Source organism: Streptomyces sp. M-16, from assembly GCF_052114405.1.
Lineage (GTDB): Bacteria > Actinomycetota > Actinomycetes > Streptomycetales > Streptomycetaceae > Streptomyces.
Genome location: NZ_JBFRER010000042.1, coordinates 29,348 through 54,741 on the forward strand (window position 1 = coordinate 29,348; position 25,394 = coordinate 54,741).

At 73.4% G+C, this 25,394-nt stretch carries 21 protein-coding genes and 1 pseudogene; 16 read left to right on the plus strand and 6 right to left on the minus strand.

Annotated elements, in window-relative coordinates:
- Nucleotides 1-82: 82 nt before the first annotated feature.
- Nucleotides 83-1,396, plus strand: coding sequence for a CoA transferase (locus AB4039_RS20390; RefSeq protein WP_266839541.1), 1,314 nt, complete (start codon nucleotides 83-85; stop codon nucleotides 1,394-1,396).
- Between the two features lie 69 nt (nucleotides 1,397-1,465).
- Here AB4039_RS20390 and AB4039_RS20395 read toward each other — a convergent pair whose 3' ends face one another.
- Complete coding sequence (locus AB4039_RS20395) at nucleotides 1,466-1,960, minus strand: GNAT family N-acetyltransferase (RefSeq protein WP_266839539.1); 495 nt, start codon at nucleotides 1,958-1,960, stop codon at nucleotides 1,466-1,468.
- A gap of 38 nt (nucleotides 1,961-1,998) precedes the next feature.
- On the opposite strand from AB4039_RS20395, the gene AB4039_RS20400 reads away from it, so the two are divergent.
- Nucleotides 1,999-2,802, plus strand: a complete 804-nt coding sequence (locus tag AB4039_RS20400) for an exodeoxyribonuclease III (protein WP_266839538.1) — start codon at nucleotides 1,999-2,001, stop codon at nucleotides 2,800-2,802.
- On the opposite strand, the gene AB4039_RS20405 is transcribed toward AB4039_RS20400, so the two are convergent.
- A complete protein-coding gene (locus AB4039_RS20405; RefSeq protein ID WP_266841707.1) occupies nucleotides 2,784-3,554 on the minus strand; it encodes a MerR family transcriptional regulator in 771 nt (256 codons plus the stop codon). The two genes, AB4039_RS20400 and AB4039_RS20405, sit on opposite strands and share 19 nt — an antisense overlap.
- Before the next feature lie 182 nt (nucleotides 3,555-3,736).
- On the opposite strand from AB4039_RS20405, the gene AB4039_RS20410 reads away from it, so the two are divergent.
- From AB4039_RS20410 to AB4039_RS20425, 4 genes are all read left to right on the plus strand, one after another.
- The gene (locus tag AB4039_RS20410) at nucleotides 3,737-5,320 is read left to right on the plus strand and encodes a flavin-containing monooxygenase (protein WP_442271436.1); all 1,584 of its coding nucleotides are present in this window, start codon (nucleotides 3,737-3,739) and stop codon (nucleotides 5,318-5,320) included.
- Entirely contained in the window at nucleotides 5,317-6,243 is a 927-nt protein-coding gene (locus AB4039_RS20415) for an alpha/beta fold hydrolase (RefSeq protein ID WP_442271430.1), read from the plus strand. Before AB4039_RS20410 ends, AB4039_RS20415 begins: the two co-directional genes overlap by 4 nt.
- Nucleotides 6,240-7,124 (plus strand): SDR family oxidoreductase, encoded by an 885-nt coding sequence (locus AB4039_RS20420; protein ID WP_266839536.1) that lies wholly within the window; start codon nucleotides 6,240-6,242, stop codon nucleotides 7,122-7,124. The genes AB4039_RS20415 and AB4039_RS20420 overlap by 4 nt, the downstream gene beginning before the upstream one ends.
- Before the next feature lie 74 nt (nucleotides 7,125-7,198).
- Nucleotides 7,199-7,384 (plus strand): hypothetical protein, encoded by a 186-nt coding sequence (locus tag AB4039_RS20425; RefSeq protein ID WP_266839534.1) that lies wholly within the window; start codon nucleotides 7,199-7,201, stop codon nucleotides 7,382-7,384.
- A 96-nt stretch (nucleotides 7,385-7,480) separates the two neighbouring features.
- Here the strand turns inward: AB4039_RS20425 and AB4039_RS20430 are convergent, their stop codons facing one another.
- Nucleotides 7,481-10,765, minus strand: coding sequence for a S41 family peptidase (locus tag AB4039_RS20430; RefSeq protein ID WP_266839532.1), 3,285 nt, complete (start codon nucleotides 10,763-10,765; stop codon nucleotides 7,481-7,483).
- 179 nt (nucleotides 10,766-10,944) lie between these two features.
- On the opposite strand from AB4039_RS20430, the gene AB4039_RS20435 reads away from it, so the two are divergent.
- Nucleotides 10,945-11,523 carry a TetR/AcrR family transcriptional regulator gene (locus AB4039_RS20435; RefSeq protein WP_266841704.1) on the plus strand — a complete coding sequence of 193 codons (579 nt, stop codon included), beginning with the start codon at nucleotides 10,945-10,947 and terminating at the stop codon, nucleotides 11,521-11,523.
- Nucleotides 11,524-11,672: 149 nt separating this feature from the next.
- Nucleotides 11,673-13,874: an MMPL family transporter gene (locus AB4039_RS20440; RefSeq protein WP_442271431.1), complete on the plus strand. Its 2,202-nt coding sequence runs from the start codon at nucleotides 11,673-11,675 to the stop codon at nucleotides 13,872-13,874.
- 132 nt (nucleotides 13,875-14,006) lie between these two features.
- Here the strand turns inward: AB4039_RS20440 and AB4039_RS20445 are convergent, their stop codons facing one another.
- Nucleotides 14,007-14,465 (minus strand): SsgA family sporulation/cell division regulator, encoded by a 459-nt coding sequence (locus AB4039_RS20445; protein WP_442271432.1) that lies wholly within the window; start codon nucleotides 14,463-14,465, stop codon nucleotides 14,007-14,009.
- Nucleotides 14,466-14,641: 176 nt separating this feature from the next.
- Between AB4039_RS20445 and AB4039_RS20450 the strand changes: the two genes are divergently transcribed.
- Genes AB4039_RS20450 through AB4039_RS20465 form a run of 4 tightly spaced genes read left to right on the plus strand, consistent with a single transcriptional unit; the run spans nucleotide 14,642 to nucleotide 18,455 of the window.
- The gene (locus tag AB4039_RS20450) at nucleotides 14,642-15,703 is read left to right on the plus strand and encodes an energy-coupling factor ABC transporter permease (RefSeq protein WP_442271433.1); all 1,062 of its coding nucleotides are present in this window, start codon (nucleotides 14,642-14,644) and stop codon (nucleotides 15,701-15,703) included.
- A gap of 1 nt (nucleotide 15,704) precedes the next feature.
- Nucleotides 15,705-16,466, plus strand: coding sequence for a cobalt ECF transporter T component CbiQ (gene cbiQ / locus AB4039_RS20455; protein ID WP_266839529.1), 762 nt, complete (start codon nucleotides 15,705-15,707; stop codon nucleotides 16,464-16,466).
- Complete coding sequence (locus AB4039_RS20460) at nucleotides 16,454-17,260, plus strand: ABC transporter ATP-binding protein (RefSeq protein WP_266839528.1); 807 nt, start codon at nucleotides 16,454-16,456, stop codon at nucleotides 17,258-17,260. Before cbiQ ends, AB4039_RS20460 begins: the two co-directional genes overlap by 13 nt.
- 28 nt (nucleotides 17,261-17,288) lie before the next feature.
- On the plus strand, nucleotides 17,289-18,455 hold the full coding sequence (locus AB4039_RS20465; protein WP_266839527.1) for a serine hydrolase domain-containing protein: 1,167 nt from the start codon (nucleotides 17,289-17,291) through the stop codon (nucleotides 18,453-18,455).
- A gap of 106 nt (nucleotides 18,456-18,561) precedes the next feature.
- Here AB4039_RS20465 and AB4039_RS20470 read toward each other — a convergent pair whose 3' ends face one another.
- Complete coding sequence (locus AB4039_RS20470) at nucleotides 18,562-20,205, minus strand: penicillin-binding transpeptidase domain-containing protein (protein ID WP_266839526.1); 1,644 nt, start codon at nucleotides 20,203-20,205, stop codon at nucleotides 18,562-18,564.
- A 134-nt stretch (nucleotides 20,206-20,339) separates the two neighbouring features.
- Nucleotides 20,340-22,106, minus strand: coding sequence for a dolichyl-phosphate-mannose--protein mannosyltransferase (locus tag AB4039_RS20475; protein ID WP_442271434.1), 1,767 nt, complete (start codon nucleotides 22,104-22,106; stop codon nucleotides 20,340-20,342).
- 140 nt (nucleotides 22,107-22,246) lie between these two features.
- Here AB4039_RS20475 and rsmI point away from each other — a divergent pair, with 140 nt between their 5' ends.
- The 4 genes and pseudogenes from rsmI to AB4039_RS20495 all read left to right on the plus strand — a co-directional run.
- Nucleotides 22,247-23,146 carry a 16S rRNA (cytidine(1402)-2'-O)-methyltransferase gene (gene rsmI, locus AB4039_RS20480; RefSeq protein ID WP_266839523.1) on the plus strand — a complete coding sequence of 300 codons (900 nt, stop codon included), beginning with the start codon at nucleotides 22,247-22,249 and terminating at the stop codon, nucleotides 23,144-23,146.
- A gap of 160 nt (nucleotides 23,147-23,306) precedes the next feature.
- Nucleotides 23,307-23,801, plus strand: a complete 495-nt coding sequence (locus tag AB4039_RS20485) for a hypothetical protein (RefSeq protein WP_442271435.1) — start codon at nucleotides 23,307-23,309, stop codon at nucleotides 23,799-23,801.
- 10 nt (nucleotides 23,802-23,811) lie between these two features.
- The gene (locus AB4039_RS20490) at nucleotides 23,812-24,699 is read left to right on the plus strand and encodes a TatD family hydrolase (RefSeq protein WP_266839521.1); all 888 of its coding nucleotides are present in this window, start codon (nucleotides 23,812-23,814) and stop codon (nucleotides 24,697-24,699) included.
- 113 nt (nucleotides 24,700-24,812) lie between these two features.
- A pseudogene (locus tag AB4039_RS20495) lies at nucleotides 24,813-25,394 on the plus strand (hypothetical protein); the annotation flags it as partial.

Genomic DNA, 25,394 nt, shown 5'->3' on the forward strand with positions numbered 1-25,394 from the left:
TTCCTTCGGGACGCGGCGTCGACCGGGCAAGGACCGGTGAGCGATCTGATCTTCCGCCCCGTGTCGGGCCCACAATGGCCGGATGCGGAGTTTTGACGGTGCGACAGGGCAGGCGTGGGCGGCGCTCGGCGGGGTGGCCGACGAGGCGGAGCGGGTGCGGTACCGGGGGGCCGGCGGCTGGGAGGGGTCCTTGCCGGTACGGGAGTTGGCGCGGGCCTGCGTGGGGGTGTGCGGGCTCGCGGCGGCGGAGCTGGGCGCCGTACGGGCCGGGGGCACGGTCCGGGACGCGGAGCCGGTGGTGGTGGACGAGGGGGCCGTGGCGACCGCGTTCGTCAGTGAGAGGCACCTGCGGGTGGACGGCCGGGCGCCGGTCTCCTTCGCGCCGCTGTCCGGGTTCTGGCGGACCGCCGACGGATGGGTGCGGACCCATGCCAACTACCCCCACCACGAAGCCGCCCTGGTACGGGCCCTGGGTGTGCCCGGCACCCCGGAGGCGGTGCGCGGGGCGCTCGCGGCGCGGAGCGCCGTGGAGGTGCAGGAACTGGTGTGTGCCGAGGGCGGGCTGGCCGTCGCCGTGGCGCGGGAGTACGGGGAGCCGCTGCCGCTGGTGGAGACCGTACGGGGTGCCGGGCGGGGGCGGGTGCTGGAGCCGGCGGCGCTGCCCGCGGCCGGGGTACGGGTGCTCGACCTGACCCGGGTCATCGCCGGACCGGTCGCCACCCGGACCCTGGGGGTGCTCGGAGCGGACGTGCTGCGGATCGACCCGCCCGGACTGCCCGAGTCCGACGACGCGTACGCCGACACCGGGTTCGGGAAGCGGTCCGCGCTGCTGGACCTCGCGCGGGCGGACGGCCGGGCCGTGCTGGAGGGACTGCTGGGCGAGGCCGACGTGGTGGTGTCCGGGTACCGGCCGGGGGCGCTGGAACGGCTCGGGCTGGGCGGTGGGGAACTGCTCGCCCGGTGGCCCGGCCTGGTGGTGGCGGAGCTGTGCGCGTGGGGGTGGAACGGGCCCTGGGCGGGCCGGCGCGGCTTCGACTCGCTGGTGCAGGCCGGGTACGGGATCGCCGCCGCCTGCGGTGAGGACGGCCGGCCGGGGGTGCTGCCGGCGCAGGCGCTGGACCACGGGACGGGGTACCTGATGGCGGCCGGCGTGCTGCGGGCGCTCGCGGAGGGCGGCGGGCGGCTGCTGCGGTTCTCCCTCGCGGGGACGGCGTCGTGGCTGGTCCGGGACGTGCCGAGGGGCGAGGGCGGGGCGGCGGGGTACACGGCGGAGCCGTGGCTGCGGGAGGCGGTGTCCGGGTACGGGGTGCTGCGGCACGCCGCCAGTCCCTTCGGGGAGTGGGAGCGGGGGCCGTCGCGGTGGGGCACCGACACGGCCGAGTGGCTCCGCCGGTAGGGGCGGGTCCCCGTCCCGCCCCTTCTCCGCCCCCGGAGCCCCGCGCCTCGAACTCCGGCGGGTGGGCTGTCAGGGGTGCAGGGGCTTCGTCATGCAGCGGCTGGACTCGTGGAAGCGGTAGTAGCCGAACTTCTCCGACAGGGAGTACCCCGACGAGAGGTACAGGGCGATCGCCTCCGGCTGCTGGTCACCCGTTTCGAGGACCATGCGGGTGCGGCCCGCCGCGCGGGCGTCCGCTTCGAGTTCCGCCAGGATGCGGCGGGCCAGGCCCGTGCCCCGGGCCTCCGGGACCACGTACATGCGCTTGATCTCGGCGTCGCCGTCCGAGTAACCCTCGTCACTGTGGTCCTGGCCGCGCCAGCCACCGCTCGCCACCGGGGCGTCCGAGGCGCCGTAGGCGAGGAGGTACAGGCCGACCGGCGGGACGAACATCGCCGGGTCGAGGAAGGTGGCGTCGCCCTCGCCCTCGTAGCGCGTCCGGTACTCGACCTGGACCTGGGCATCGAGCTTGACCGCGTCCGGGTGGTCGTACGGTACGGCGCGGAGGTTTATACCGTGAGACATTTGAATATCGTACGGAACCATCCCGCTATGGTGCAGGGATGCTCACTGTGACCTCCGTGAATGTGAATGGGATCCGCGCCGCCGCCAAGAAGGGCTTCGTGGAGTGGCTCGCCGGATCCGACGCCGACGTCGTGTGCCTTCAGGAGGTACGCGCCGAGGAGGGGCAGATTCCGGCCGAGGCCAGGGAGCCCGAGGGCTGGCACACCGTGTTCGCGCCGGCCGCCGCCAAGGGGCGGGCCGGGGTCGCGCTGTACACGCGGCGGGCGCCGGAGCGGGTGCGGGTCGGCTTCGGGAGCGAGGAGTTCGACGGCAGCGGCCGGTACCTGGAGGTCGATCTCCCCGGAGTGACCGTGGCGAGCCTGTACCTGCCCTCCGGGGAGGCGGGGACCGAGAAGCAGGACGAGAAGTACCGGTTCATGGAGGAGTTCCTGCCCTACCTCCGGGGGCTGAAGGAGCGGGCGGCCGCCGACGGGCGGGAGGTCGTGGTGTGCGGTGACTGGAACATCTGCCACCGGGAGGCCGACCTCAAGAACTGGAAGACCAACCGGAAGAACGCGGGCTTCCTGCCCGAGGAGCGGGAGTGGCTCGGGAAGGTGTACGCGGAGGCCGGGTACGTGGACGTGGTGCGCGCGCTGCACCCGGACGCCGAGGGGCCGTACTCCTGGTGGTCCTACCGCGGGCGGGCCTTCGACAACGACGCCGGCTGGCGCATCGACCTGCAGGTCGCGACCCCGGGGCTGGCCGGCAAGGCCGTGAAGGCCTTCGTCGAGCGGGCCGAGACGCACCCCGAGCGCTGGTCCGACCACGCGCCCGTGACCGTGGCCTACGAGCTCGGCGTCTGAGGGGCCGGTGGCCGGGGATCCGGCGCCAGCGGATCCGGCGTCCGTGGATCCGGTGGCCGAAGGGCCGGCGGGCGGGCGTGGCGCTGGTGCAGGCGGTCCATCGCCATCGTGAGTTCCGCCTCCACCACGCTCTTCGCCAGCGGGCGCAGGCGGGTGACCGGGTCGTCGGTGGCGCCGTCGCCGTCGCCGAGGTGGGTGGAGATCAGGTCGGTGAACAGGGCCGCCAGGGCGTCCGCGTGCTCGCGCACCCGGCGGCCCGTCTCCAGGACCGCCGCGAGCGGGACGCCCTCGCGGACCAGCGCCGAGGAGACGTCCAGCAGGCGGCGGCTGACGTGCACGATCTCCTCGCCGTCGGCGGCGACGTAGCCGAGGTCCAGGGACGCGGCGAGGTTCTCCGGGGTGACCTCGCCCTCGAAGTAGTCGGCCAGGGCCTCGGGGGTCAGCCGGACGGGGGTCTCCTCCGACCAGCCGATGCCGAGCAGCTCGCCGAGCTGGCCGACGTCGCGGCCCTGTTCGAAGGCGGCGGTCAGCTCCGCTATGCCGCCGAGGGTGTGGCCGCGCTCCAGCAGGGCGGCGATGGTGCGCAGCCGGGCGAGGTGGTGGTCGTCGTACCAGGCGATCCGGCCCTCGCGGCGCGGCGGAGGGAGCAGTTTGCGCTCGCGGTAGAAGCGCAGGGTGCGGACGGGTATGCCGGCCGCCTCGGCCAGTTCATCCGTCCGGTATTCGCGCACTGTGCTCCCTGACTCGGCCATAGGGTTCTCCGCCACACGCGCAGCCTAGGGCGTACCCGCAGTAACTTTCCGGGCGCGACCCCTACCCATGGGTACGGGGCTGCTCTACCCTCCCGATTGTGCCAGTGATTGCTGGCAGTGTTGCGATGTGGTGGCTGGGACTGCGGAAGCGGAGGGCGGCGGGCATGGGCGGCATCGACGGCATGGGCGGACGCGAGCACGTTCGGGTGGCGGTGATCGGGTCCGGTTTCGGCGGGCTCGGGGCCGCCGTACGGCTGCGGCGCGAGGGGATCACGGACTTCGTCGTCCTGGAGCGGGCCGGCTCCGTCGGCGGCACCTGGCGCGACAACAGCTATCCGGGATGCGCCTGCGACGTCCCGTCCCACCTGTACTCCTTCTCCTTCGCGCCCAACCCCGACTGGCCGCGGACCTTCTCCGGGCAGCCGGCGATCCGGGAGTACCTGGAACACGTCGCGGACGTCTTCGGGCTGCGCCGGCACATCCGGCTGAACCACGAGGTCCTGATGATGCGCTGGGACGCCGACGAGCTGCGCTGGGAGATCGAGACCTCCGGCGGGGACCTGACGGCCGACGTCGTCGTCTCGGCCACCGGGCCGCTGTCCGACCCGAAGATGCCGGAGATACCGGGACTCGCGGAGTTCCCCGGCAAGGTCTTCCACTCGGCCCGCTGGGACCACGACTACGACCTGCGGGGCAAGCGCGTCGCCATGATCGGGACCGGCGCCTCGGCCATCCAGATCGTGCCCGCCATCGCGCCCGAGGTGGAGCGGCTCACCCTCTTCCAGCGGACCCCGCCGTGGGTGATGCCGCGCACCGACCGGGCGATCAGCGCGGTCGAGCGCTGGCTCCACCGGCAGCTCCCCTTCACCCGGGCGGCGCGGCGCGGGCTGCTGTGGGGGATCCGTGAGCTCCAGGTCAGCGCGTTCACCAAGCGGCCCGACCGGCTCGGGCTGATCGAGTCCCTGGCCAAGGCCAACATGGCGCGTTCGATCAAGGACCCGGAGCTGCGGGCCAGGCTGACGCCCTCGTACCGGATCGGCTGCAAGCGGATCCTGCTCTCCAGCGAGTACTACCCGGCGCTCGCCCGGCCGGACGTGGGCCTGGTCGCCTCCGGGCTGAAGGAGATCCGGGGCTCGGTGCTCGTCGCCGCCGACGGGACGGAGACCGAGGTCGACGCGGTCATCTTCGGCACCGGCTTCCACGTGACGGACATGCCGATCGCCGACCGGGTGGTGGGCGCCGACGGCCAGACCCTGGCCGACGCCTGGAAGGACGGGATGCAGGCGCTGCGCGGGGCGACCGCCGCCGGCTTCCCGAACTGGATGACGATCATCGGGCCCAACACCGGCCTCGGGAACAGTTCGATGATCCTGATGATCGAGTCGCAGCTGAACTACATGGCGGACTACATGCGCCAGCTCGGCGTCCTGGGCGGGCGGACCGCGCTCGCGGCCCGGCCGTCCGCGGTGAACCGGTGGAACCGGCGCGTCCAGGCGCGGATGGAGCGGACGGTGTGGAACACCGGCGGCTGCACGAGCTGGTACCTGGACGCGCAGGGCCGCAACACCACCGTCTGGCCCGGGACGACGGGCGAGTTCCGCAAGGAGACGCGGGGCGTCGACCTGTCCGAGTACGAGGTCGTCCGCGGCCGGGAGAGGGGCGGCGCGAGGGGCGGCGAGAAGGGCGGAGCGAGGGGGCCGGCCGCGGAGCGGGCGTCCGTGAAGGCCGCCTCCGCGAACACCGGCGCCGGGGAGGCGGCGGCATGAGCGGGCCCGCGCACGTCACCGCCGGGCGGTACGCGCCCCCCGCCCCGGCCCGCACCCTGACCGCCGTCTCCGCCGACGGGGCCCGCCTGCACGTCGAGGTGCACGGCGCCGACGGGGCCCCGGCCGTGGTGCTGTCCCACGGCTGGACCTGCTCCACCGCCTTCTGGGCCGCCCAGATACGCGAACTGGCCCGGGACCACCGGGTCGTCGCCTACGACCAGCGCGGCCACGGCCGCAGCCCGGCCGGCGCGAAGACGTACGGCACCACCGCCCTCGCCGACGACCTCGCCGCCGTGCTGAAGGCCACCCTCGCCCCCGGCGAGCGGGCCGTCGTCGCGGGACACTCCATGGGCGGCATGACCGTGATGGCCTCCGCCGGCCGCCCCGAGTTCGTCGAGCACGCCGCGGCCGCCCTGCTGTGCAGCACCGGGAGCTCCGGGCTGGTCGAGGGGTCCACCGTGCTGCCGCTGCCCGCCGGGCGCGTGCGGACGCGGCTGACCCGCGCGGTGCTGGGCTCGCGCGCCCCCCTCGGGCCGGTCACGCCCGCCGCGCGCGCCGTGCTGCGGTACGCGACCATGGGCCCCGGCTCCGCGCCGGACCGGGTCGAGGCCTGTGCCCGTATCGTCCACGGCTGCCCCACGGCGGTGCGCCACGCCTGGTCGGTGGTGCTGGCCGGACTGGACCTGGACGAGGGACTCGCCCGGCTGACCCTGCCCACCGCCGTGCTCGCCGGCCGCGACGACCGGCTCACCCCGGTGGCGCACGCCCGCGGGCTGGCGGCCGCGCTGCCGCACTGCGTCGGCCTGACCGAACTCACCGGCATGGGCCACATGACCCCGGTCGAGGCGCCGGAGGCCGTGACCGGCGCCATCCGCGAACTGACGTCCCGCTATCTCGAAACCGAGAAGGAGAAGACCGCGTGAGCGCTCACAGGAGTCTGGAAGGCCAGGTCGCCGTCGTCACCGGAGCCGCCCGCGGCGTCGGCGAGCTGCTCGCCCGCAAGCTGTCCGCGCGCGGGGCGAAGGTGGCTCTGGTCGGGCTGGAGCCGGAGGCGCTCAAGGAGGTCTCCGAGCGGCTGCACACCGACAGCGACCACTGGTACGCCGACGTCACCGACCACGAGGCGATGGCCCGGGTGGCGCGGGAGGTCAAGGAACGCTTCGGGAAGGTGGACGTCGTCGTCGCCAACGCGGGCGTCGCCGCCGGCGGCCCGTTCGCCGACTCCGACCCCGAGGCCTGGCGCCGTGTGATCGAGGTCAACCTGATCGGCGGGGCCGTCACCGCCCGCGCCTTCCTCCCCGTACTCACGGAGAGCCGCGGCTACTTCCTCCAGATCGCCTCGCTCGCCGCGATCACCCCGGCGCCGATGATGACGGCGTACTGCGCCTCCAAGTCCGGGGTCGAGGCCTTCGCCCACTGCCTGCGCGCCGAAGTCGGCTACCAGGGCGTCAAGGTGGGCGTCGGCTACCTCTCCTGGACCGACACCGACATGGTCCGCGGTGCCGACGAGAACGAGGTCATGCGGGAACTGCGCCGGCGGCTGCCGTGGCCCGCCAACCGCACCTACCCGCTGGGCCCGGCCGTCGACCGGATCGTGGCCGGCATCGAGCGCCGCTCGCCGCACGTGTACGCGCAGGGGTGGCTGCGCGCGATGCAGGGCGTGCGCGGCTACCTGCCCGGAATCATCGCGGCGTCCGGACAGCGCGAGATGAAGCGCTTCGGACCGAGGCTCGCCACGGTCTCCAAGGGGCTCGTGGGTGCGGGCGGGGCCGCCGACGAGCAGGCGCGCACGCAGCGTCACTGATCGAAATGCGAGGGATGTCCGCCCGTGAAAGTCTGGGCGAGGCCCACCACCGACACCCCTCACGGAGTGAAAGCATGGCTATCAAGGACCAGTTCCAGGACAAGGCGGACGAGCTGAAGAGCAGGGCGCAGAAGGCGGCCCGGCCGGGTGCGAAGGACGAGTCGTCCGAGCGCGCGCAGCCGGCCGGGGTGAAGAAGCCCGGTGCCAAGCAGAAGGCGCCCAAGGTGCACGACGAGCTCGACGACAACTGGGACATCTGAACCGACGTACGCGACCCGGCGTACGAGGCAGTACGTACGGAGGGGCGCGACCCGGCAACGCCGCCGGGCCGCGCCCCTTTTCGCGCGTCGTACGTCCTAGCGGGGCGGCAGCTTCGGGCGCCGCAGGTCCGGTACGTCCGCGTACCCGGGCGGTACCGCGGCCGGGTCCTGCTCCAGCAGTTCCAGTGCCAGGTGCACCGCGTCGTCCAGCTGGGCGTACCGCCCCTCCGCCCAGTCGAGCGGGGTGCGCAGGATCGCCAGGTCCGGCTCCACGCCGTGGTTCTCCACCGACCATCCGTACTCCGGGAACCACGCGGCGTTCATGGGCACGGTGATGACGGTGCCGTCGCCCAGGGTGTGCCGGCCGGTCATGCCGACGACCCCGCCCCAGGTGCGCTGGCCCACCACCGGGCCCAGGCCCAGCAGTTTGAAGGCCGCGGTGATCATGTCCCCGTCGGAGGAGGTCGCCTCGTCGGCGAGGGCGACGATCGGGCCGCGCGGCGCGTTGGAAGCGTAGGAGACGGGCTGGGCGTTGCGGGTCAGGTCCCAGCCGAGGATGGAGCGGGTGAGCTTCTCCACCACCAGTTCGCTGATGTGCCCGCCGGCGTTGCCGCGCACGTCGACGATCAGGGCGGGCCGGGAGACCTCCAGGCGCAGGTCCCGGTTGAACTGGGCCCAGCCGGAGCCGCCCATGTCGGGGATGTGCAGGTAGCCGCAGCGGCCGCCGCTGATCTCGCGGACCACCGCGCGCCGTTTGGAGACCCAGTCCTGGTAGCGCAGCGGCCGTTCGTCGACGAGGGGGACGATCGCGACCCGGCGGGCCCGGCCCTCGCCCTCGGCGGGCTGGAAGGTGAGTTCGACGGTGGTGCCCCCGGCCGCCGCGAGCAGCGGGTAGGGGCCGGCCACGGGGTCCACGGGCCGGCCGTCGACGTGGGTGAGGACGGCGCCCTCCCGGATGCCCGTTCCGGCGAGCGGGGAGCGGGCCTTGGAGTCGGAGGACTCGCCGGGCAGGATCCGGGAGACGGCCCAGGTCCCGTCCCGGCAGACCAGGTTGGCGCCGAGGAGTCCGATGGGCCGCTGGTAGTGGGGCGGGCCCTCGTTGCGGCGTGCGGGGGAGACGTAGGCGTGGGAGGTGCCGAGTTCGCCGAGGACCTCGCGCAGCAGGTCGGCGAACTCGTCGGGGGAGGCGACCCGTTCGACCAGGGGGCGGTACTGGCGCAGTACGCCGTCCCAGTCGATGCCGCACATGTCCGGTTCCCAGAAGTAGGCGCGGATGAGCCGGCCGGCCTCCTCGAAGGCCTGGCGCCACTCGGCGGGCGGGTCCACCTCGTGCAGGATGCGCCGCAGGTCGAGGTAGACGGTGGAGTCGCCGTCGCCGGGCTCGGTGGCGGGGACCGCGCGCAGGTCGCCGTCGTCGTTGATGACGAGGCGGGTGCCGTCGCCGCTGGCCGCGAACCAGTCCAGTCCGGAGGCCAGGTCGCTCTTGCGGGCCTTGGTGATGTCGAAGTGCTCCAGCGTCGGCTTGCCGCTGGTGTCGGCCGGGTTGGCGAAGGTCTCGCCGAGCGCGCCCGAGATGGGCCAGCGCAGCCAGACCAGTCCGCCGCCGTGCACGGGGTGGAGGGCCGAGTACTTCGACGCGCTCACGGGGAAGGGGGTGACCCGGCTCTCCAGGCCCTCGACCTCCACGGTCACCGAGCCGTCGCCCTCGCCGCTCTCCCCCTCGACGGGGTCGAGCCCGCCCGCGGCGGGGCGGCCCTCGGCGGAGAGGGCGAAGGGGGAGGGGGTGGCCGAGGAGAGCGGCACCAGGTAGGGACGGCAGCCCAGGGGGAAGGACAGGTCGCCGGTGTGGACGTCGTAGACGGGGTCGAACCCGCGCCAGGACAGGAAGGCGAGGTAGCGGCCGTCGCGGGTGAAGACCGGGTTCTCGTCCTCGAATCGGCCGTTGGTGACGTCGACGATCGCGCGCGGGCCGGGTCCGGCGATCTTGGCCATCTTGATCTGCCGCAGGGAGCGGCCGATGCCCGGGTGCGACCAGGTCAGCCAGCAGCCGTCGGGGGAGAAGGCGAGGTCGGTGACGGGGCCGTTGATGGACCGGATGAGCTCGGTGACCTCCCCGTCGGACTCCTCCGTCGCGTCGAGGAGCAGCAGCCGTCCGTCGTTCGAGGCGACGGCGAGGCGCTCCCCGTCCGGGTCGGCCAGCAGTTCCAGTACGCGGCCCAGCTCGCCGGAGGCCAGCCGGCGGGGCTCCCGCTCCCCGGAGGCGCGGGGGAGGTAGGCGATCTCGATCGCGTCCTCGCCCTCGGCGTCGGTGACGTAGGCGACCTGTCCGCTGCTGCCGAGCATCTCGGGCAGCCGGACCCGTACGCCCGGGGTGTCGGCGATGGTGCGGGCGGGGCCGTCGCGGTGGGTGAGCCAGTACAGGCTGCCGCGCACGACGACGGCGCTGGCCCGGCCGGTGGCGTCGACGGAGAGGGAGTCGACGTTGCTGGCGGCCGGCACCTGGTAGGTGCGCCGGCCGGCGCGCGGGCCGCCGAGGCGGACGTCCAGTCTGCGGGGCGCGGCGCCGGCGTCGAGGGAGTCGACGAGCCAGAGGTCGCCCGCGCACTGGTAGACGACGCGGGTGCCGTCGCTGGAGGCGTGCCGGGCGTAGAACGCGTCGTGGTCGGTGTGGCGGCGCAGGCCGGTGCCGTCGGGGAGGCAGGAGTAGAGGTTGCCGATGCCCTCGTGGTCGGAGAGGAAGGCGATGCGGCCGCCCACGAACATGGGCGAGTCGAGGTGGCCCTCGATGTCCTCCAGCAGCCGTTGTCCGTGCAGCCACAGGCGGCCGGTGGCGCCGCCGCGGTAGCGCTTCCAGGCGGCGGGCTCGTGCGGGGGTTTTCCGGTGAGGAGCAGGCTGCGGCGTTCGCCGCCGGGGCCGTCGGGGGCGTGGACGGCGATGTCGGAGACGGGGCCCCAGGGGAGGCGGCCTCCGGGGCTGCCGTCGGTGGGCAGGCTGTAGGCCCAGGCGAAGTAGGAGAAGGGCTGGCCGTGGGAGGACACGGCGAGGATGTCGCTGCGGCCCTCCTCGTCGGGCGGGGTCCAGCCGCAGACGCGGGTGTCGGTGGCACCCCAGTGGGTGAGGCGGCGGGCGGGTCCGCCGCCGACGGGGGCGAGGTGGATCTCGGGGTCGAGGCTGCGCCAGGTGGTGAAGGCGATGTGCCGTCCGTCCGGGGAGAAGCGGGGATGGCCGACCCTGGTCCGGTCCACGGTGATCCGCCAGGCACGGCCGGGGCTCTGTCCCTCGGGGACCAGGGGGGCGACCCAGAGGTCGTCCTCGGTGGCGAAACACAGCAGGTCGTCGTGCAGGTGCGGGAAACGGAGGTACGCGACGTCGTGACTCACCCCCCAATGCTTTCCGCGGCTGGGGGGTGCGGCAACTCGTACAGGTGATCCACGCCACCCTCCAATCGAAACGGAACGGTTTCGTTTCGCTAGCGAGGGGGGTAGGGTTCGGGGAGTACGAAACGGTTTCGTCCGGATGGGTGGTCGTGATGAAGGGAAGCTGCCGGGTGACCGACGTCATGTCGGCTCGGCGCAGCCGGATCACCCCCGAACGCGAGGCCGAACTCCACGGGGCGGTCCTCGACCTCCTGCGCGAGGTCGGCTACGAGGCGCTGACCATGGATGCGGTCGCCGCCCGTACGAAGTCCAGCAAGGCCACCCTCTACCGCCAGTGGGGGAGCAAGCCGGAGCTGGTCGCAAAGGCACTGCGGTGCACCCAGCCGGTCTCCCTGCGGGAGATCGACACGGGCACCCTGCGCGGCGACATCGCGCTCATGGTCGAGCGTTCGGACGACGCGCAGATGGCCAAGGACACCGCGCTCATGCGGGGTCTGGCCCATGCCGTGCACGGGAGTCCGGAGCTCCACAGGGCGCTGCGCGACCTGCTGGTGGACCCGGAGATCAACGGTCTCCAGGAGATGCTCCGGCGCGCGGTGGAGCGGGGCGAGATCCGGCCGGACTGTCCGGCGCTGGACTTCGTTCCGCACATGCTCATCGGGGCGTTCATCGCCCTCCCTCTGATCGAGGACCGGTCCGTGGACCGGGCCTTCCTCGGCCAGTTCATCGACGCCGTGGTCTTCCCCGCCCTCGGCGTCTGAGTCCCCGCTCCGCGCACCGAACCGTTCCGACCTTCCCCGCACACGCACTTCCCGCTGCTCCTGACACGCCGCTCTCGTCGTCGGGCCGGCTTTCGACGCCCTGATCCGTCCCGGATCCATCCCACGACCTGAAACGGGAGAACCACGACGTGGCCACCTTCCTCTACCGGCTCGGCCGAGGTGCCTTCAGGCGCCGCGGCCTCGTCGCCCTCGTCTGGGTGGCGCTGCTGTTCGCGGCCGTCTTCGGCGCCGCGACCGCTTCGGCCCCCACCTCCGGCTCCTTCTCGATACCCGGGACGGAGGCCCAGAAGGCCTTCGACCTGCTGGACAAGAAGTTCCCGGGCATGTCCGCCGACGGCGCGACCGCCCGCATCGTCGTCAAGGCCCCGGCGGGCGCCAAGGTCACCGACCCGGCGCCCAAGGCCGAGGTCGAGAAGCTCATCTCGGGCCTGAAGGGCGGCGCCGGCGCCGACCAGATCGCCAGTGTCGAGGACCCGTACCAGACGAAGGCGGTGAGCCAGGACGGCTCCACCACCTACGTCAGCGTGAAGTACAAGGTCAGCGGGATGGAGTTGAAGGACGACACCCGTGACGCCCTGAAGGACTCCGGCCACGCCGCGCAGAGCGCCGGACTCCAGGTCGAGATCGGCGGCGACGCGCTGATGGAGGCCCCGGAGACGGGCTCCGGCGAGGTCATCGGCATCCTGATCGCCGCGGTCGTCCTCGTCATCACCTTCGGTTCGCTGATCGCGGCCGGGCTGCCGCTGCTGACCGCGCTGATCGGCGTGGGCATCGGCGTCTCCTCCATCACCGCGCTCGCCAACGTGCTGGACCTGGGCAACACCACCTCCACCCTCGCGATGATGATCGGCCTCGCGGTCGGCATCGACTACGCCCTCTTCATCGTCTCCCGCTACCGCGCGGAGCTCGCCGAGGGCCGCGAGCGCGACGAGGCCGCCGGCCGGGCCACCGGAACCGCCGGTTCCGCCGTGGTGTTCGCCGGTCTGACCGTGGTCATCGCCCTGGTGGGCCTGGCCGTGGTCAACATCCCGATGCTGACGAAGATGGGTGTCGCGGCCGCCGGAACGGTGGTCATCGCGGTGCTCGTCGCCCTGACCCTGGTCCCCGCCATCCTGGGCTTCGCGGGCAGGAAGGTGCTGCCCGCCGGGACGAAGAGCAAGCTCTTCGGCAAGGGCAAGCCGGCCGGCGTCGAGCCCAAGGCCAACGGCGGCACCCGCTGGGCCCGCTTCGTGCTGCGCCGCCCGATCATGGTCCTGCTGGTCGGTGCGATCGGCCTCGGCGCGGTCGCGATCCCCGCGAGCAAGCTGGAGATGGGCCTGCCGGACGACGGCTCCAAGCCGGTCTCCACCAGCCAGCGCAAGGCGTACGACCTGCTCTCCGAGGGCTTCGGCCCCGGCTTCAACGGTCCCCTGATGGTGGTCGTCGACGGCGACAAGGCGCTCGCCGACAAGACCGCCGACCGGATCAAGGGCCTGGACGGGGTGGCGGTCGTGATGCCGCCGGTCCAGAACGAGGCCAAGGATGCGGCGATCGTCAGCGTCATCCCGAAGGACCGGCCGTCCTCCGTGGAGACCGAGGACCTGGTCCACTCGATCCGCGAGGGCGACCCCGAGGGCGTGTACGTCAGCGGCCAGACCGCGATGAACATCGACTTCTCGCAGAAGATGAACGACGCGCTGCTGCCCTACCTGGCGCTCGTGGTCGGCCTGGCCTTCCTGCTGCTGATGCTGGTCTTCCGCTCGATCCTGGTCCCGCTCAAGGCGGCCCTCGGCTTCCTGCTGTCGGTCGTCGCGGCCCTCGGCGCGGTCGTCGCGGTCTTCCAGTGGGGCTGGCTCGGCTCGCTGTTCGGGGTGGAGCAGACCGGCCCGATCATGTCGATGATGCCGATCTTCATGGTGGGCGTGGTCTTCGGCCTGGCCATGGACTACGAGGTCTTCCTGGTCACCCGCATGCGTGAGGCGTACGTCCACGGCGAGCGTCCCGGCCAGGCCGTGGTGACCGGCTTCCAGTACAGCGCCCGCGTGGTCGTGGCCGCCGCCGTGATCATGATCGCCGTATTCTCCGGCTTCCTGGGGGCCAGCGACGCGATGGTCAAGATGATCGGCTTCGGCCTGGCCGTCGCCGTCCTCTTCGACGCCTTCGTGGTCCGCATGGCCATCGTCCCGGCGGTGCTGGCGCTGCTCGGCCACAAGGCCTGGTGGCTGCCGAAGTGGCTCGACCGGATCCTGCCGAACGTGGACGTGGAGGGCGAGAGCCTGCGCAAGCACCTCGGTGACTCCTCCGGCTCCGCGGAGGGTCCGGACAAGGACCGCGAGCTGGTCAACGCCTGACCTGCCGACGCCGCCGAACCCGGCCCCGTACCTGGACTCCAGGTGCGGGGCCGGTCGCGTGGGGCGGTATCGCCGTGGCGGTCCGCGTCCTCGTGTCGCGTGCGCCGTCGTCGTGTCGCGCGTGCGTTGGGCCTATCGGGTGGCGGCGACGGTGGCGGTGGCGGCGTACGTGCGGCGCAGGAAGCGGCGCAGTGCGGCGATGTCGAACTGGATGACGGCCACTCCCTCGGGAGAGTGAAACTCGACGACGGCCTGCACCCGGCCGCAGGGCCACACGCGGACGTCCCCGGTCCCGGTCGGGGCCAGCAGGCCCGCCTCCAGGAGGGCGCGGGGGAAGACCCACTCGTTGTCGGTGTCCTCCGGGGACAGCTCCGCGGGGAAGACGACGCGGACGGCGAGCGGCTCGGCGGCGGTGAAGCGCAGGGCCACGGGGATGGCGCGGTAGAGGGGGTCGTCGCTGATGACGCGGGCGCGCACCCGCTCCTCGACGGCCGGGGCGGCGGCCCTGGCGGGCGGCGCGGGTGCCGTCGCGGTGGCGGCCCCGGCGGCCCCGGCGGAGCGGCCCGGTGGATTCTCGGCGGTGGCTGACATCGACAAGACTCCTCAAAATCGGAGCAAATAAGTCCGTTTGTCCGTCCAGCGTCGCACATTCCCACGAAAGCGCGCGGGTCCATTTGTGACGGACCCGCTCTTGCCAACCATTTGCAACTGGGCACTATTCTTGAACGGTTAAAGACTTAGTGAGGAAGAGGAAGCGGAGCCGCTCCATGCATGTGCCCGACGGATTCATCAACGCCCCCGTCTCGGTGGCCGCCGGAGCAGTGGCCGCCACCGCCGTCGCCGTCAGCCTGCGCGGCGCCCGCCGCGAGCTCGACGAACGCACCGCCCCGCTCGCCGGCCTCGTCGCCGCCTTCATCTTCGCCGTGCAGATGCTGAACTTCCCGGTCGCCGCCGGCACCAGCGGCCACCTGCTCGGAGGGGCGCTCGCCGCCATACTCGTCGGCCCCTACACGGGTGTCCTCTGCGTCTCCGTCGTCCTGCTCATGCAGGGCATCCTCTTCGCCGACGGCGGCCTGACCGCCCTCGGCGTCAACATCTCCAACATGGCCGTCGTCACCGTGGTCGTCGCCTACGCCGTCTTCCGCGGGCTGCTCCGGGTGCTGCCGGCCGGCCGCCGCTCGGTCACCGTCGCCGCCTTCGCCGGAGCCCTGCTCTCGGTGCCCGGCGCGGCCGTCATGTTCACCCTCTTCTACGCCCTCGGCGGCACCACCGACGTCCCGATCGGCAAGGTGTTCACCGCGATGGCCGGCGTGCACGTCCTCATCGGCATCGGCGAGGCCGTCATCACCGCCGCGACCGTGGGCGCCGTCATCGCCGTACGGCCCGACCTGGTGCACGGGGCGCGCGGACTGGCCGCCCCGCTGAAGCTGCGCGTCGACGGCCGGCTCGTCGACGCCCCCGCCGCGGCCGCCGCCCCCGTGCCCGCCGCCGCCCGCTCCACCCGCCCGCTGTGGATCAGCGGCCTGGTCACCGCCCTCGTCCTCGCCGGGTTCGTCTCCTACTACGCCTCCTCCAGCCCCGACGGCCTGGAGAAGGTGGCCGCCGACCAGGGCATCGACGCCAAGGCCCGCCACCACGCCGCCGCCGACTCCCCGCTCGCCGACTACAGCGTCAAGGACGTCTCCGACGCCCGCCTCTCCGGCGGCCTCGCCGGGATCATCGGCGTCGGCGTGACCGTCGTCGTCGGCACCGGCATCTTCTGGTCCGTGCGCCGACGCCGCGCGGAAGACCTCACGGCCGCCGCCACGGCAGCCCCCGCGGCCCGCTGACATGGGGGCCGGCCACGCGCACAAGCTGTACCGGCACGGGCACTCGCCCGTCCACGGGCTGCCGCCGCACTGCAAGATCGCCGCGACCTTCGCGTTCGTGGTCGTCGTCGTCTCCACCCCGCGCGAGGCGATGTGGGCCTTCGGCCTCTACGCCGTCCTGCTCGCGGTCGTCGCGGCGGCGGCCCGGGTCCCCGCAGGCTTCCTGCTGCGACGCCTGCTGATCGAGGTCCCCTTCGTGGCCTTCGCCGTCCTCATGCCCTTCGTCGCCGAAGGCGAGCAGGTCCACGTCCTCGGCCTCTCGCTGAGCGTCTCCGGCCTGTGGGGCGCCTGGAACGTCCTGGCCAAGGGCACCCTCGGCGTGGCCGCCTCCGTCCTGCTCGCCTCCACGACCGAACTGCGCGCCCTGCTGCTGGGCCTCCAGCGCCTGAAGCTCCCGCCGCTGCTGGTCCAGATCGCCTCCTTCATGATCCGGTACGGCGACGTGATCACCGGAGAACTGCGCCGGATGTCCATCGCCCGCCGCTCGCGCGGCTTCGAGGCCCGCGGCGTCCGCCACTGGGGCGTCCTCGCCAAAACCGCGGGCGCCCTCTTCATCCGCTCCTACGAGCGCGGCGAGCGGGTCTACCTCGCGATGGTCAGCCGCGGCTACACCGGCTCGATGCCGGTGATCGACGACGTCACGGCCAGCCGCGCCCAGTGGGCGTACGCGGCCGTGCTCCCGGTGACGGCCCTCGCCGTCTGTCTGATGGGATGGACGCTGTGACCGCTCCCTCCGCTTCCGCTTCCGCTTCCGCCGCCGTCTCCGCGTCGCCCGTGCCCTCCCTGGAGGTGGCCGGCGTCGCCTACGCCTACCCCGACGGGCACCAGGCCCTCTTCGGGGTCGACCTCACCGTCGCCGCGGGGGAGCGGGTCGCCCTGCTCGGCCCCAACGGCGCCGGCAAGACCACCCTCGTGCTCCACCTCAACGGCATCCTCGGCGGCGGGGTCGGCACCGTGACCGTCGCCGGGCTGCCCGTGCAGAAGCGCAACCTCGCCGAGATCCGCCGCCGGGTCGGCATCGTCTTCCAGGACCCCGACGACCAGCTCTTCATGCCGACCGTCCGCGAGGACGTGGCCTTCGGCCCGGCGGCGGCCGGCCTGCGCGGCGCCGAACTGGAGGAGCGGGTCCGCGAGGCCCTCGACCTGGTCGGCATGGCCGACTTCGCCGACCGTCCGCCGCACCACCTCTCCTTCGGGCAGCGCCGCCGGGTGGCCGTGGCGACCGTACTGGCGATGCGCCCCGAGATCCTCGTCCTGGACGAGCCCTCCTCCAACCTCGACCCCGCCTCGCGCCGCGAGCTCGCCGACATCCTGCGCTCGCTGGACGTGACCGTGCTGATGGTCACCCACGACCTGCCGTACGCGCTGGAACTCTGCCCGCGCTCGGTGATCCTCAGCGAGGGCGTCATCGCCGCCGACGGCCGCACCCTCGACCTGCTGTGCGACGAGGCCCTGATGGGCGCCCACCGGCTGGAGCTGCCCTTCGGCTTCGACCCGCGCTCGGTGACCGTGGCATAAGCGCCGGCCTGCGGTTGTTGCCCCGGACGTGAACATCCAGGGTGTGGTGACCGAGGGCTTCGAGCCCGTCCGAGACGCCTTCGCGCGCAATTTCGAGGTGCTGGGGGACCGGGGTGCGGCCGTCGCCGTCTACCGGGACGGCCACCAGGTCGTCGACCTGTGGGGCGGCACCAAGGACGCCGACGGCACCGAGCCCCGGACCCCCTGGAGCGAGGACACCGCGCAGATCGTGCGCTCCGCCACCAAGGGCGTGGCCGCCGCCGTGCCGCTGCTCCTGCACCAGCGCGGACTGCTGGACCTGGACGCGCCCGTGGGCTCGTACTGGCCGGAGTTCAAGGCGGGCGGCAAGGAGCGGACCCTGGTCCGCCACCTGCTCGCCCACCAGGCCGGGGTGCCCGCGCTGGACCGCGGACTCACCATGGAGCAGGCGGTGGACGGGGTCACCGGCGCGCGCGCCGTCGCCGCGCAGCGGGCCCACTGGGAACCCGGCACCGCGCACGGCTACCACGCCCAGACCTTCAGCTGGCTGGTGTCCGAGCTGGTGCTGCGGGCGACCGGCCGCACGGTGGGCGGGATCCTCGCCGAGGAGATCGCCGAGCCGCTGGGACTGGACTTCTGGATCGGCCTGCCGGAGGACCAGGCGCACCGGGTGGGCCGGGTGGCCCCGGTCGAGCCCCCGGCGAGTGCGGGCCTGCTGAAGACCCGGCCGAGGAGAAACGTTTCGGAGGCCTATGCGGACCCGGAGTCCCTCACCCGCCGCGCCTTCGCCGCCATCGACCCCCAGCCCGACGAGAACGACCCCGTGTACCAGGCCGCCGAACTGCCCGGTTCCTCCGGCATCGGCACGGCCCGCGCCCTGGCCCGCTTCTACGGGGCCACCATCGGGGTGGTCGAGGACGGCGCCCGGGTCTTCACCCCGGCGACGACCGCCCTCGCCGGTACGGAGTTCGCTTCCGGCGCCGACCGGGTACTGGTCGTGGGCACCCGCTTCGGCCCGGGGTACATGCTGCACGGCCCGGCCTCGCCGCTGCTGTCCCCGGCCTCCTTCGGGCACCCGGGACGGGGCGGCTCACTGGCGTTCGCTGACCCGGAGGCGGGCATCGGCTTCGGCTACGTGACGAACTCCCACGCCAAGTCGGTCACGGCCGACCCCCGCGCCCAGTCCCTGGTCCGCGCGCTGCGCACCTGCCTCTGACCTCCGCGGGCGCCTCCGCCCGGCCTCCGCGGGCGCCTACGCCCGGCCTCTGCGGCCTCGCGGGCCCGGTGCGGCCCCGCGAGGCCGCACCGGGCGGGGCCGCGCGTCAGGAGTTGAGCACCCGGGCGACGATCGGGCCCGCCGCGTCGGCACCGTGGCCGCCGCCCTCGACCATCGCCGCGGCGGCCACGTCGCCGCTGAAGCCGGTGAACCAGCTGTCGGGGGCGGCCGCGCCGTCGACCTCCGCCGAGCCGGTCTTCGCGCCCTTGTCGGAGCCGTGGACCGAGGACATCGCCCCGGCGGCCGTGCCGCTCGTGGCGGTCTGCCGCATCATCTGGACCAGCTGCGCCGAGACCCCGGGCGCCAGCCGGCGGGAGGCCGTGGCCAGGGTGCGTCCGTCCAGGGAGGCCTTGACGAGCACCGGCTGGCGGAACACGCCGGTGCGGGCCGTGGCCGTGATGGAGGCGATGTTCAGCGGGTTCATCTGGACCGCGCCCTGGCCGATGTACTCGGCCGCCGCCGCGGGACCGGAGGTCCGGGGCACCGTGCCGTCCTGAGAGGGGACGCCCGTCTTCCAGTCCAGCCCGATGCCGAAGGCCTCCCGGGCCACGCTCGGCAGGGCGCCGTTGTCCTTCACGTCGTCGATCAGGCTGATGAAGGCGGTGTTGCAGGATCTGGCGAAGCTGTTCGAGAAGGGCTGTCCCTGCGAGGAGAAGCCGTCCTGGTTGCGGAAGACCTTGCCGTCCCAGGAGGCGGTCGCCGGGCAGGCCGCGGGCCGGTCCGCGGCCACCAGGCCCTTCTCCAGCAGCATCGCCGCCGTCACGATCTTCATGGTGGAGCCGGGGGCCCGCTTGCCCTGCATCGCCGCGTTGAAGCCGTCCCGGCGGTGGTTGGCCACCGCCAGGATGTCGCCGGTGCTCGGCTGGACCGCGACGACCGAGGCCTCGGCGTGGGTGGCGACCGCCTGCTCGGCCGCCGCCTGCACGTCGGCGTCCAGGACGGTCTCGATCTGTCCGGGCTTCCCCTCGACCAGCGTGACCAGGGTCCGCTTGGGGGCGTCGGGGCCGGCGGGTTCGATCCACAGCTCGACGCCGGGGGTGCCGCCGGTCTTCTCCCCGTACGTCTTGCGCAGCGCGTCCAGGACCGGGCCCAGCGACGGGTAGCGCTCCGCCGTGAGTTCCTTGCCGTGCCGGTCCACGGCCTTCACCGGCGGGCTCGCCGGGGTGCCCGCGCGCAGCCGCTCGTCGTGCTGGAGCTGCGGGTGGATCACCGAGGGCTGCCAGTCGACGAGCGGCTTGCCGGTGGTTGCGCCCCGTACGACGGTCAGCCGGGAGTCGTAGACGAGGGGCTTGGTCGCGCCCTGGTAGGAGACCTCGGCCTCGACCTTGAACGGCACGGTGGTGCCGTCGGCGGTGCCGGGGGTGATGACGGCCTTGGAGACGTACGCCGCCGACTTGTAGTCGGCCACCGCCGACTGCGCGGCCTGCGTGTTGTTCGTCAGGGCGGCCGCCGCCCGGTCGTCGCCGGCCGCCCACGCGGCCAGGAAGGCCCGCGCGGTCTCCGCGGTCTCCTTCTCGGTGACGGGCCCGCTCGCCTTCTCCCCGGCCGGCGCGCTGCCGCTCATCGACCCCTTGGCGTCGCCGCCCCCGGCCCCCTCGTCTCCGACCAGGCTGTAGACCCCGTACGCGGTGCCGCCGACCATGGCGAGAAACACCCCGCCGACGATGGCGCCCTTCGCTGCCCCGTTCATGCGTCCCCTCCCCAGGAACCCCCGCTCTCTGAACATGTTCAAAGAACTCCTGGTGGGGACCTTACTCTGTGCGAGCGTGGCGCCACGCTGTTGTTTACCGGACGGCGATGTCGCACGCGTCACACGGTCAACGGCTAGATCCAGGTGTCCAGCCACATGCGGCCGCGCCAGGAGTCCATCGGGAGGGTCTGGCCGGTGTAGATGGGCCAGAAGTAGATGAAGTTCCAGATGATCAGCAGGACCAGGACGCCCGCCCCGATCGCACCCAGGGCGCGGCGGCGTTCGGAGGAGCCCGCCGGGCCCAGCAGGGCGCCGATCATCATCGCCACGGCCAGGCACAGGTACGGGACGAAGACCACCGCGTAGAAGTAGAAGATGGTCCGCTCCTGGTAGTTGAACCAGGGCAGCAGGCCGGCGCCCAGCGCGCAGGCGATGGCGCCCGCCCGCCAGTCACGGCGGAAGAACCAGCGCCACAGCACGTACAGCAGCGCGAAGCAGCCCGCCCACCACAGCAGCGGGGTGCCCAGGGCCAGGACCTCGCGGGCGCACTTGCCCGCCTCGGTCGCCGGGCAGCCGTCGGTGCCGGGGGAGGGGGACTCGTAGAAGTAGGAGACGGGCCGGCCCAGGATCAGCCAGCTCCACGGGTTCGACTCGTAGGTGTGGCCCGAGGTCAGGCCCACGTGGAACTTGTAGACCTCGGTCTCGTAGTGCCACAGGCTGCGCAGCCACTCCGGGAGGAAGGACAGCGGGCTGTTCTGGTCGTACTTGGCGGCCCAGTCGCGGAAGTAGCCGCCCTTGCCGTTGTCCGGGCTCAGGATCCAGCCCGCCCAGGAGGCCAGGTACACGCCGACGGCCACCGGCACCGTCGAGAGGAAGGCCGGCAGCGCGTCCCGGCGCAGCATCGCCGCGTACGGGGCGCCCGCGCCGGCGGTGCGGCGGGCGGCCGCGTCCCACAGCACGGTCAGGACGCCGAAGAAGGCCAGCACCACCAGGCCGTTCCACTTCGTGCCGAAGGCCAGTCCCAGGCAGACGCCGGCCAGCAGCCGGTACGGGCGCAGGCCCAGCCGCAGGTTCCGCGCGATGTCCTGGTCGGGGCGGGCCCGGCCGTCCTCGTCGAGCGGGAGCGCCGCCGCGAGCCGGGCGCGGGCCTTGTCGCGGTCGATGACCAGTGCCCCGAAGGCCGCCAGTACGAAGAACATGAGGATGAGGTCGAGGAGGGCCGTGCGGCTCATCACCAGGTGCAGGCCGTCAACCGCGAGCAGCGCGCCGGCCAGGCAGCCGAGGAAGGTGGAGCGGAAGAGCCGGCGGCCGATCCGGCACAGCATCAGCACCGACAGGGTGCCGAGCAGGGCCGTCATGAACCGCCAGCCGAAGGGATCGAAGCCGAACATCCACTCGCCGAGCCCGATCACCCATTTGCCGACGGGCGGGTGCACGACGTAGCCGGGGTCCAGGGGGAGCGGCACGCCGTCGGGATTCGCGAGGATCGACTTGTCGATATCCTTGGGCCAACTGGCTTCGTAGCCCTGGCGGATCGTCGCCCAGGCGTCCTTGGCGTAGTACGTCTCGTCGAATATCACCGCCTTCGGGCTGCCCAGGTGGGTGAACCGCAGCACCCCGGCCACCAGCGTCACCAGCAGCGGCCCGGCCCACGCCATGAACCGCTGCCAGGTGTGCCGGCTCGCCTCCGGGACCCCGAGCGCCGTCCAGAGCTGCCCGGACGGGCGGGCGTACGGGGGCACCAGGCGGGTGCGGACATCGGCGGGCGGCGCGGCCGGCGCGTAGCCGAAGCCCCGCAGGCGGCGCAGCCAGAGGGACGGCTCGGGCGCGGAGTCGCCCGCGCCCGGCGGGACGGGCGGGGCCCCCGCGGGGCTGGGCGGCGGCGTCGCGGTACTGGTCACCGGGTCATCGTAGGGAACGCCCCTGTGGAGCCCCAGCCCCCACGTGGGTCGGGAGGTGCGAAGTCGGACCGGAGCGGGTGTGTCGCGCGGGGCGGACGAGCGGCCCCGAGCCGCGCCGGGACCGATGAGAAGATGGCGGGGTGACAGCTGAACAGGCCCGCGGTACCGAAGCCACCTCCCCGACCGACGGCGTGCTCGTCCTCGCCGGGACTCCCATCGGGGACCTCGCCGACGCCCCGCCCCGGCTCGGCGCCGAGCTGGAGCGGGCCGATGTGATCGCCGCCGAGGACACCCGGCGGCTGCGCCGGCTGACGCAGGGGCTCGGCGTGCACACCACCGGGCGGGTGCTGTCGTACTTCGAGGGCAACGAGTCCGCCCGGACCCCGGAGCTCGTCGAGGCCCTGGAGGCCGGCAAGCGGGTGCTGCTGGTGACGGACGCCGGGATGCCCTCGGTCTCCGACCCCGGCTACCGGCTGGTCGCCGCCGCCGTGGAGAAGGACCTCAAGGTCACGGCCGTGCCCGGGCCGTCCGCCGTACTCACCGCGCTCGCGCTGTCCGGGCTGCCGGTGGACCGCTTCTGTTTCGAGGGGTTCCTGCCGCGCAAGGCGGGCGAGCGCCTGGGCCGGCTGCGCGAGGTCGAGGGCGAGCGGCGCACGCTCGTCTACTTCGAGGCGCCGCACCGGCTCGACGACACCCTGGCGGCGATGGCCGAGGTCTTCGGGGCGGACCGGCGGGCCGCCGTCTGCCGGGAGCTGACCAAGACCTACGAGGAGGTCAAGCGCGGCGGGCTCGGCGCCCTCGCGGTGTGGGCGGCCGACGGGGTCCGCGGGGAGATCACCATCGTGGTCGAGGGCGCCCCGGCGGCCGTGCCGGGTGACGTGGACGCCGAGGAGCTGGTGCGGCGGGTGCGGGTGCGCGAGGAGGCGGGGGAGCGGCGCAAGGAGGCCATCGCCGCGGTCGCGGCGGAGGCAGGGCTACCCAAGCGCGAGGTCTTCGACGCGGTCGTCGCGGCAAAGAATGCGACTCAAAAGATGCCGTAGGTCGGTAAAGAGCCGCCCTGAAAAGCAAAGCTCAGACCGTGCACCGGCGTCTTTTGGCATGACTGGCCCAAAGACGGTCCAACACTGGACAGGGCCTGATGCGCTCCCGCCCGAAGAGGCGTCCACTGGCAATGGCACCAGTGGAACAAGAGGAGCTGGCATGAGTGAGATCGCAGACACCCCGGTACCCGCACCCCTGGCCGTATCGGACGCCGTATCCACACCTGCCGTGCAGACCGTGCACGAGGCGTACTCCTTCGCGTGCATGAAGTGCGGGTACGGGTGGGAGCAGGCCTACGCGATAGAACACCACGTCGACGGCAAGGGTCAGCCGTTCATCATGTACATGGTCAACGGCGAGCGGGTGCCCTCCCCGCTGTCCAACCCCACCTGCCTGAACTGTGGCGGGCACGTCGTACGGATCATGCGGGCGGGGCAGGTCTCCTCGGTGCTCGGCATGCTCGACCAGCTCTACCACCACCGCGTCGCACCCGGGATCGCCGGGCCGGTGCCGGCCGGCGCCGACGTCCCGCGGACCCCGAAGCCGCGCAGGCCCGCACCGCTGCACGACGCCCCGGGGCCGGTCGCGGTCGACGCGCCGGAGCAGCGCCGGAGCTGGTTCTCCCGTCTGCTGGGGCGGCTGCGCCGGTCATAAGATCGGCCGTATGACACGCGATGACAAGACGGGGGCGAAGGACACGCCGCCACCGCTGCCCGAACCCCTCCGGGTGGCGGTGGCGGACTCGCACACCCACCTCGACATGCAGGCCGGCACGGTCGAGGAGGGCCTGGCGAAGGCCGCTTCCGTGGGCGTGACCACCGTCGTCCAGGTGGGCTGCGACGTGAAGGGCTCGCGGTGGGCCGCCGAGACCGCCGCCGTCCACCCGAACGTCCACGCGGCGGTGGCCCTGCACCCGAACGAAGCCCCCCGGATCGTCCACGGCGACCCGGACGGCTGGTCCCGCCAGGGCGCGCGGACCGGCGGCGGCGAGGCGGCCCTCGACGAGGCCCTGGCCGAGATCGAGGCGCTGGCCGCGCTGGACCACGTCAAGGCGGTCGGCGAGACCGGACTGGACCACTTCCGCACCGGGCCGGAGGGGATGGCCGCGCAGGAGCGTTCCTTCCGGGCCCACATCGAGATCGCCAAGCGGCGGGGCAAGGCGCTGGTCATCCACGACCGCGACGCCCACGCGGACGTGCTGCGCGTGCTGCGGGAGGAGGGCGCGCCCGAGCGGACCGTCTTCCACTGCTACTCGGGCGACGCCGAGATGGCCCGCGAGTGCGCGGCCGCCGGGTACTACATGTCCTTCGCCGGCACCGTCACCTTCAAGAACGCGGCGCCGCTGCGCGAGGCCCTCGCCGTGGCCCCGCTGGAGCTGGTGCTGGTGGAGACCGATGCCCCCTACCTCACTCCGGCGCCCTACCGCGGACGGCCCAACGCGCCGTACCTCATTCCGCTGACGGTACGGGCGATGGCGGCGGTCCGCGGCATCGACGAGGACGCCATGGCCACGTCGCTGGCCGCCAACACGGCGCGCGCCTTCGACTACTGACACACCTGTTCGTCCGACACGCTGCGTGGTCGAACGGCTTTGGTGCGTGACGGCCGCTCCCGCTAGGGTGCCGTGCCCGAACCAGCCGGGGCCGGACCAGTGGAGCGAGCGACGTGAGCGATACGCAGGGCAGTCACCGCCGTACCCCCTGGCCGGACCCCGCCCCGGCCGCCGCGCCCGAGGGGCCCGCGAGGTCGGGTCCGGGGGCCGGAGCGGGGCCCGGCCGGGCGTTCGGGGACGACCGGGCGTTCGGGGACGGCCRCATGCTCGGGGACGGCCGGGCGCTCGGGGACGACCGGGCCTTCGACGCCGGTCCGGCCTTCGGCCCCGGCCCCGGCGCCGGCCCCGGCCCCGGCCCCGGCGCCGGCTCCGGCTCCGGCCTGGGCGCTGGCCCAGCCTCCGGCTTCGGCCCAGGCTTCGGTACAGGCCCGGGTTCCGGCTTCGGCTCAGGCGCCGGCCCGGGCTCCGGCTTCGGCCCCGGCGCCGGTCCGGGGTCCGGCTTCGGCCCGGGCCCCGGCCCCGGGGTCGATTCCGGATACACCCCGGGCCCCGGTCCCGGCTCCGGTCCCGCCCACCACCCCGGGTCCGAGGCCGGGGTGCCCGCTCCCCGGGGTGGGGGTGAGGGGCGGCGGGCCGGGCGTCGCCGCAAGGGGGCCGACCGGGAACCCGCCGCGGCCCCGGCCGGCGGCCCCGGC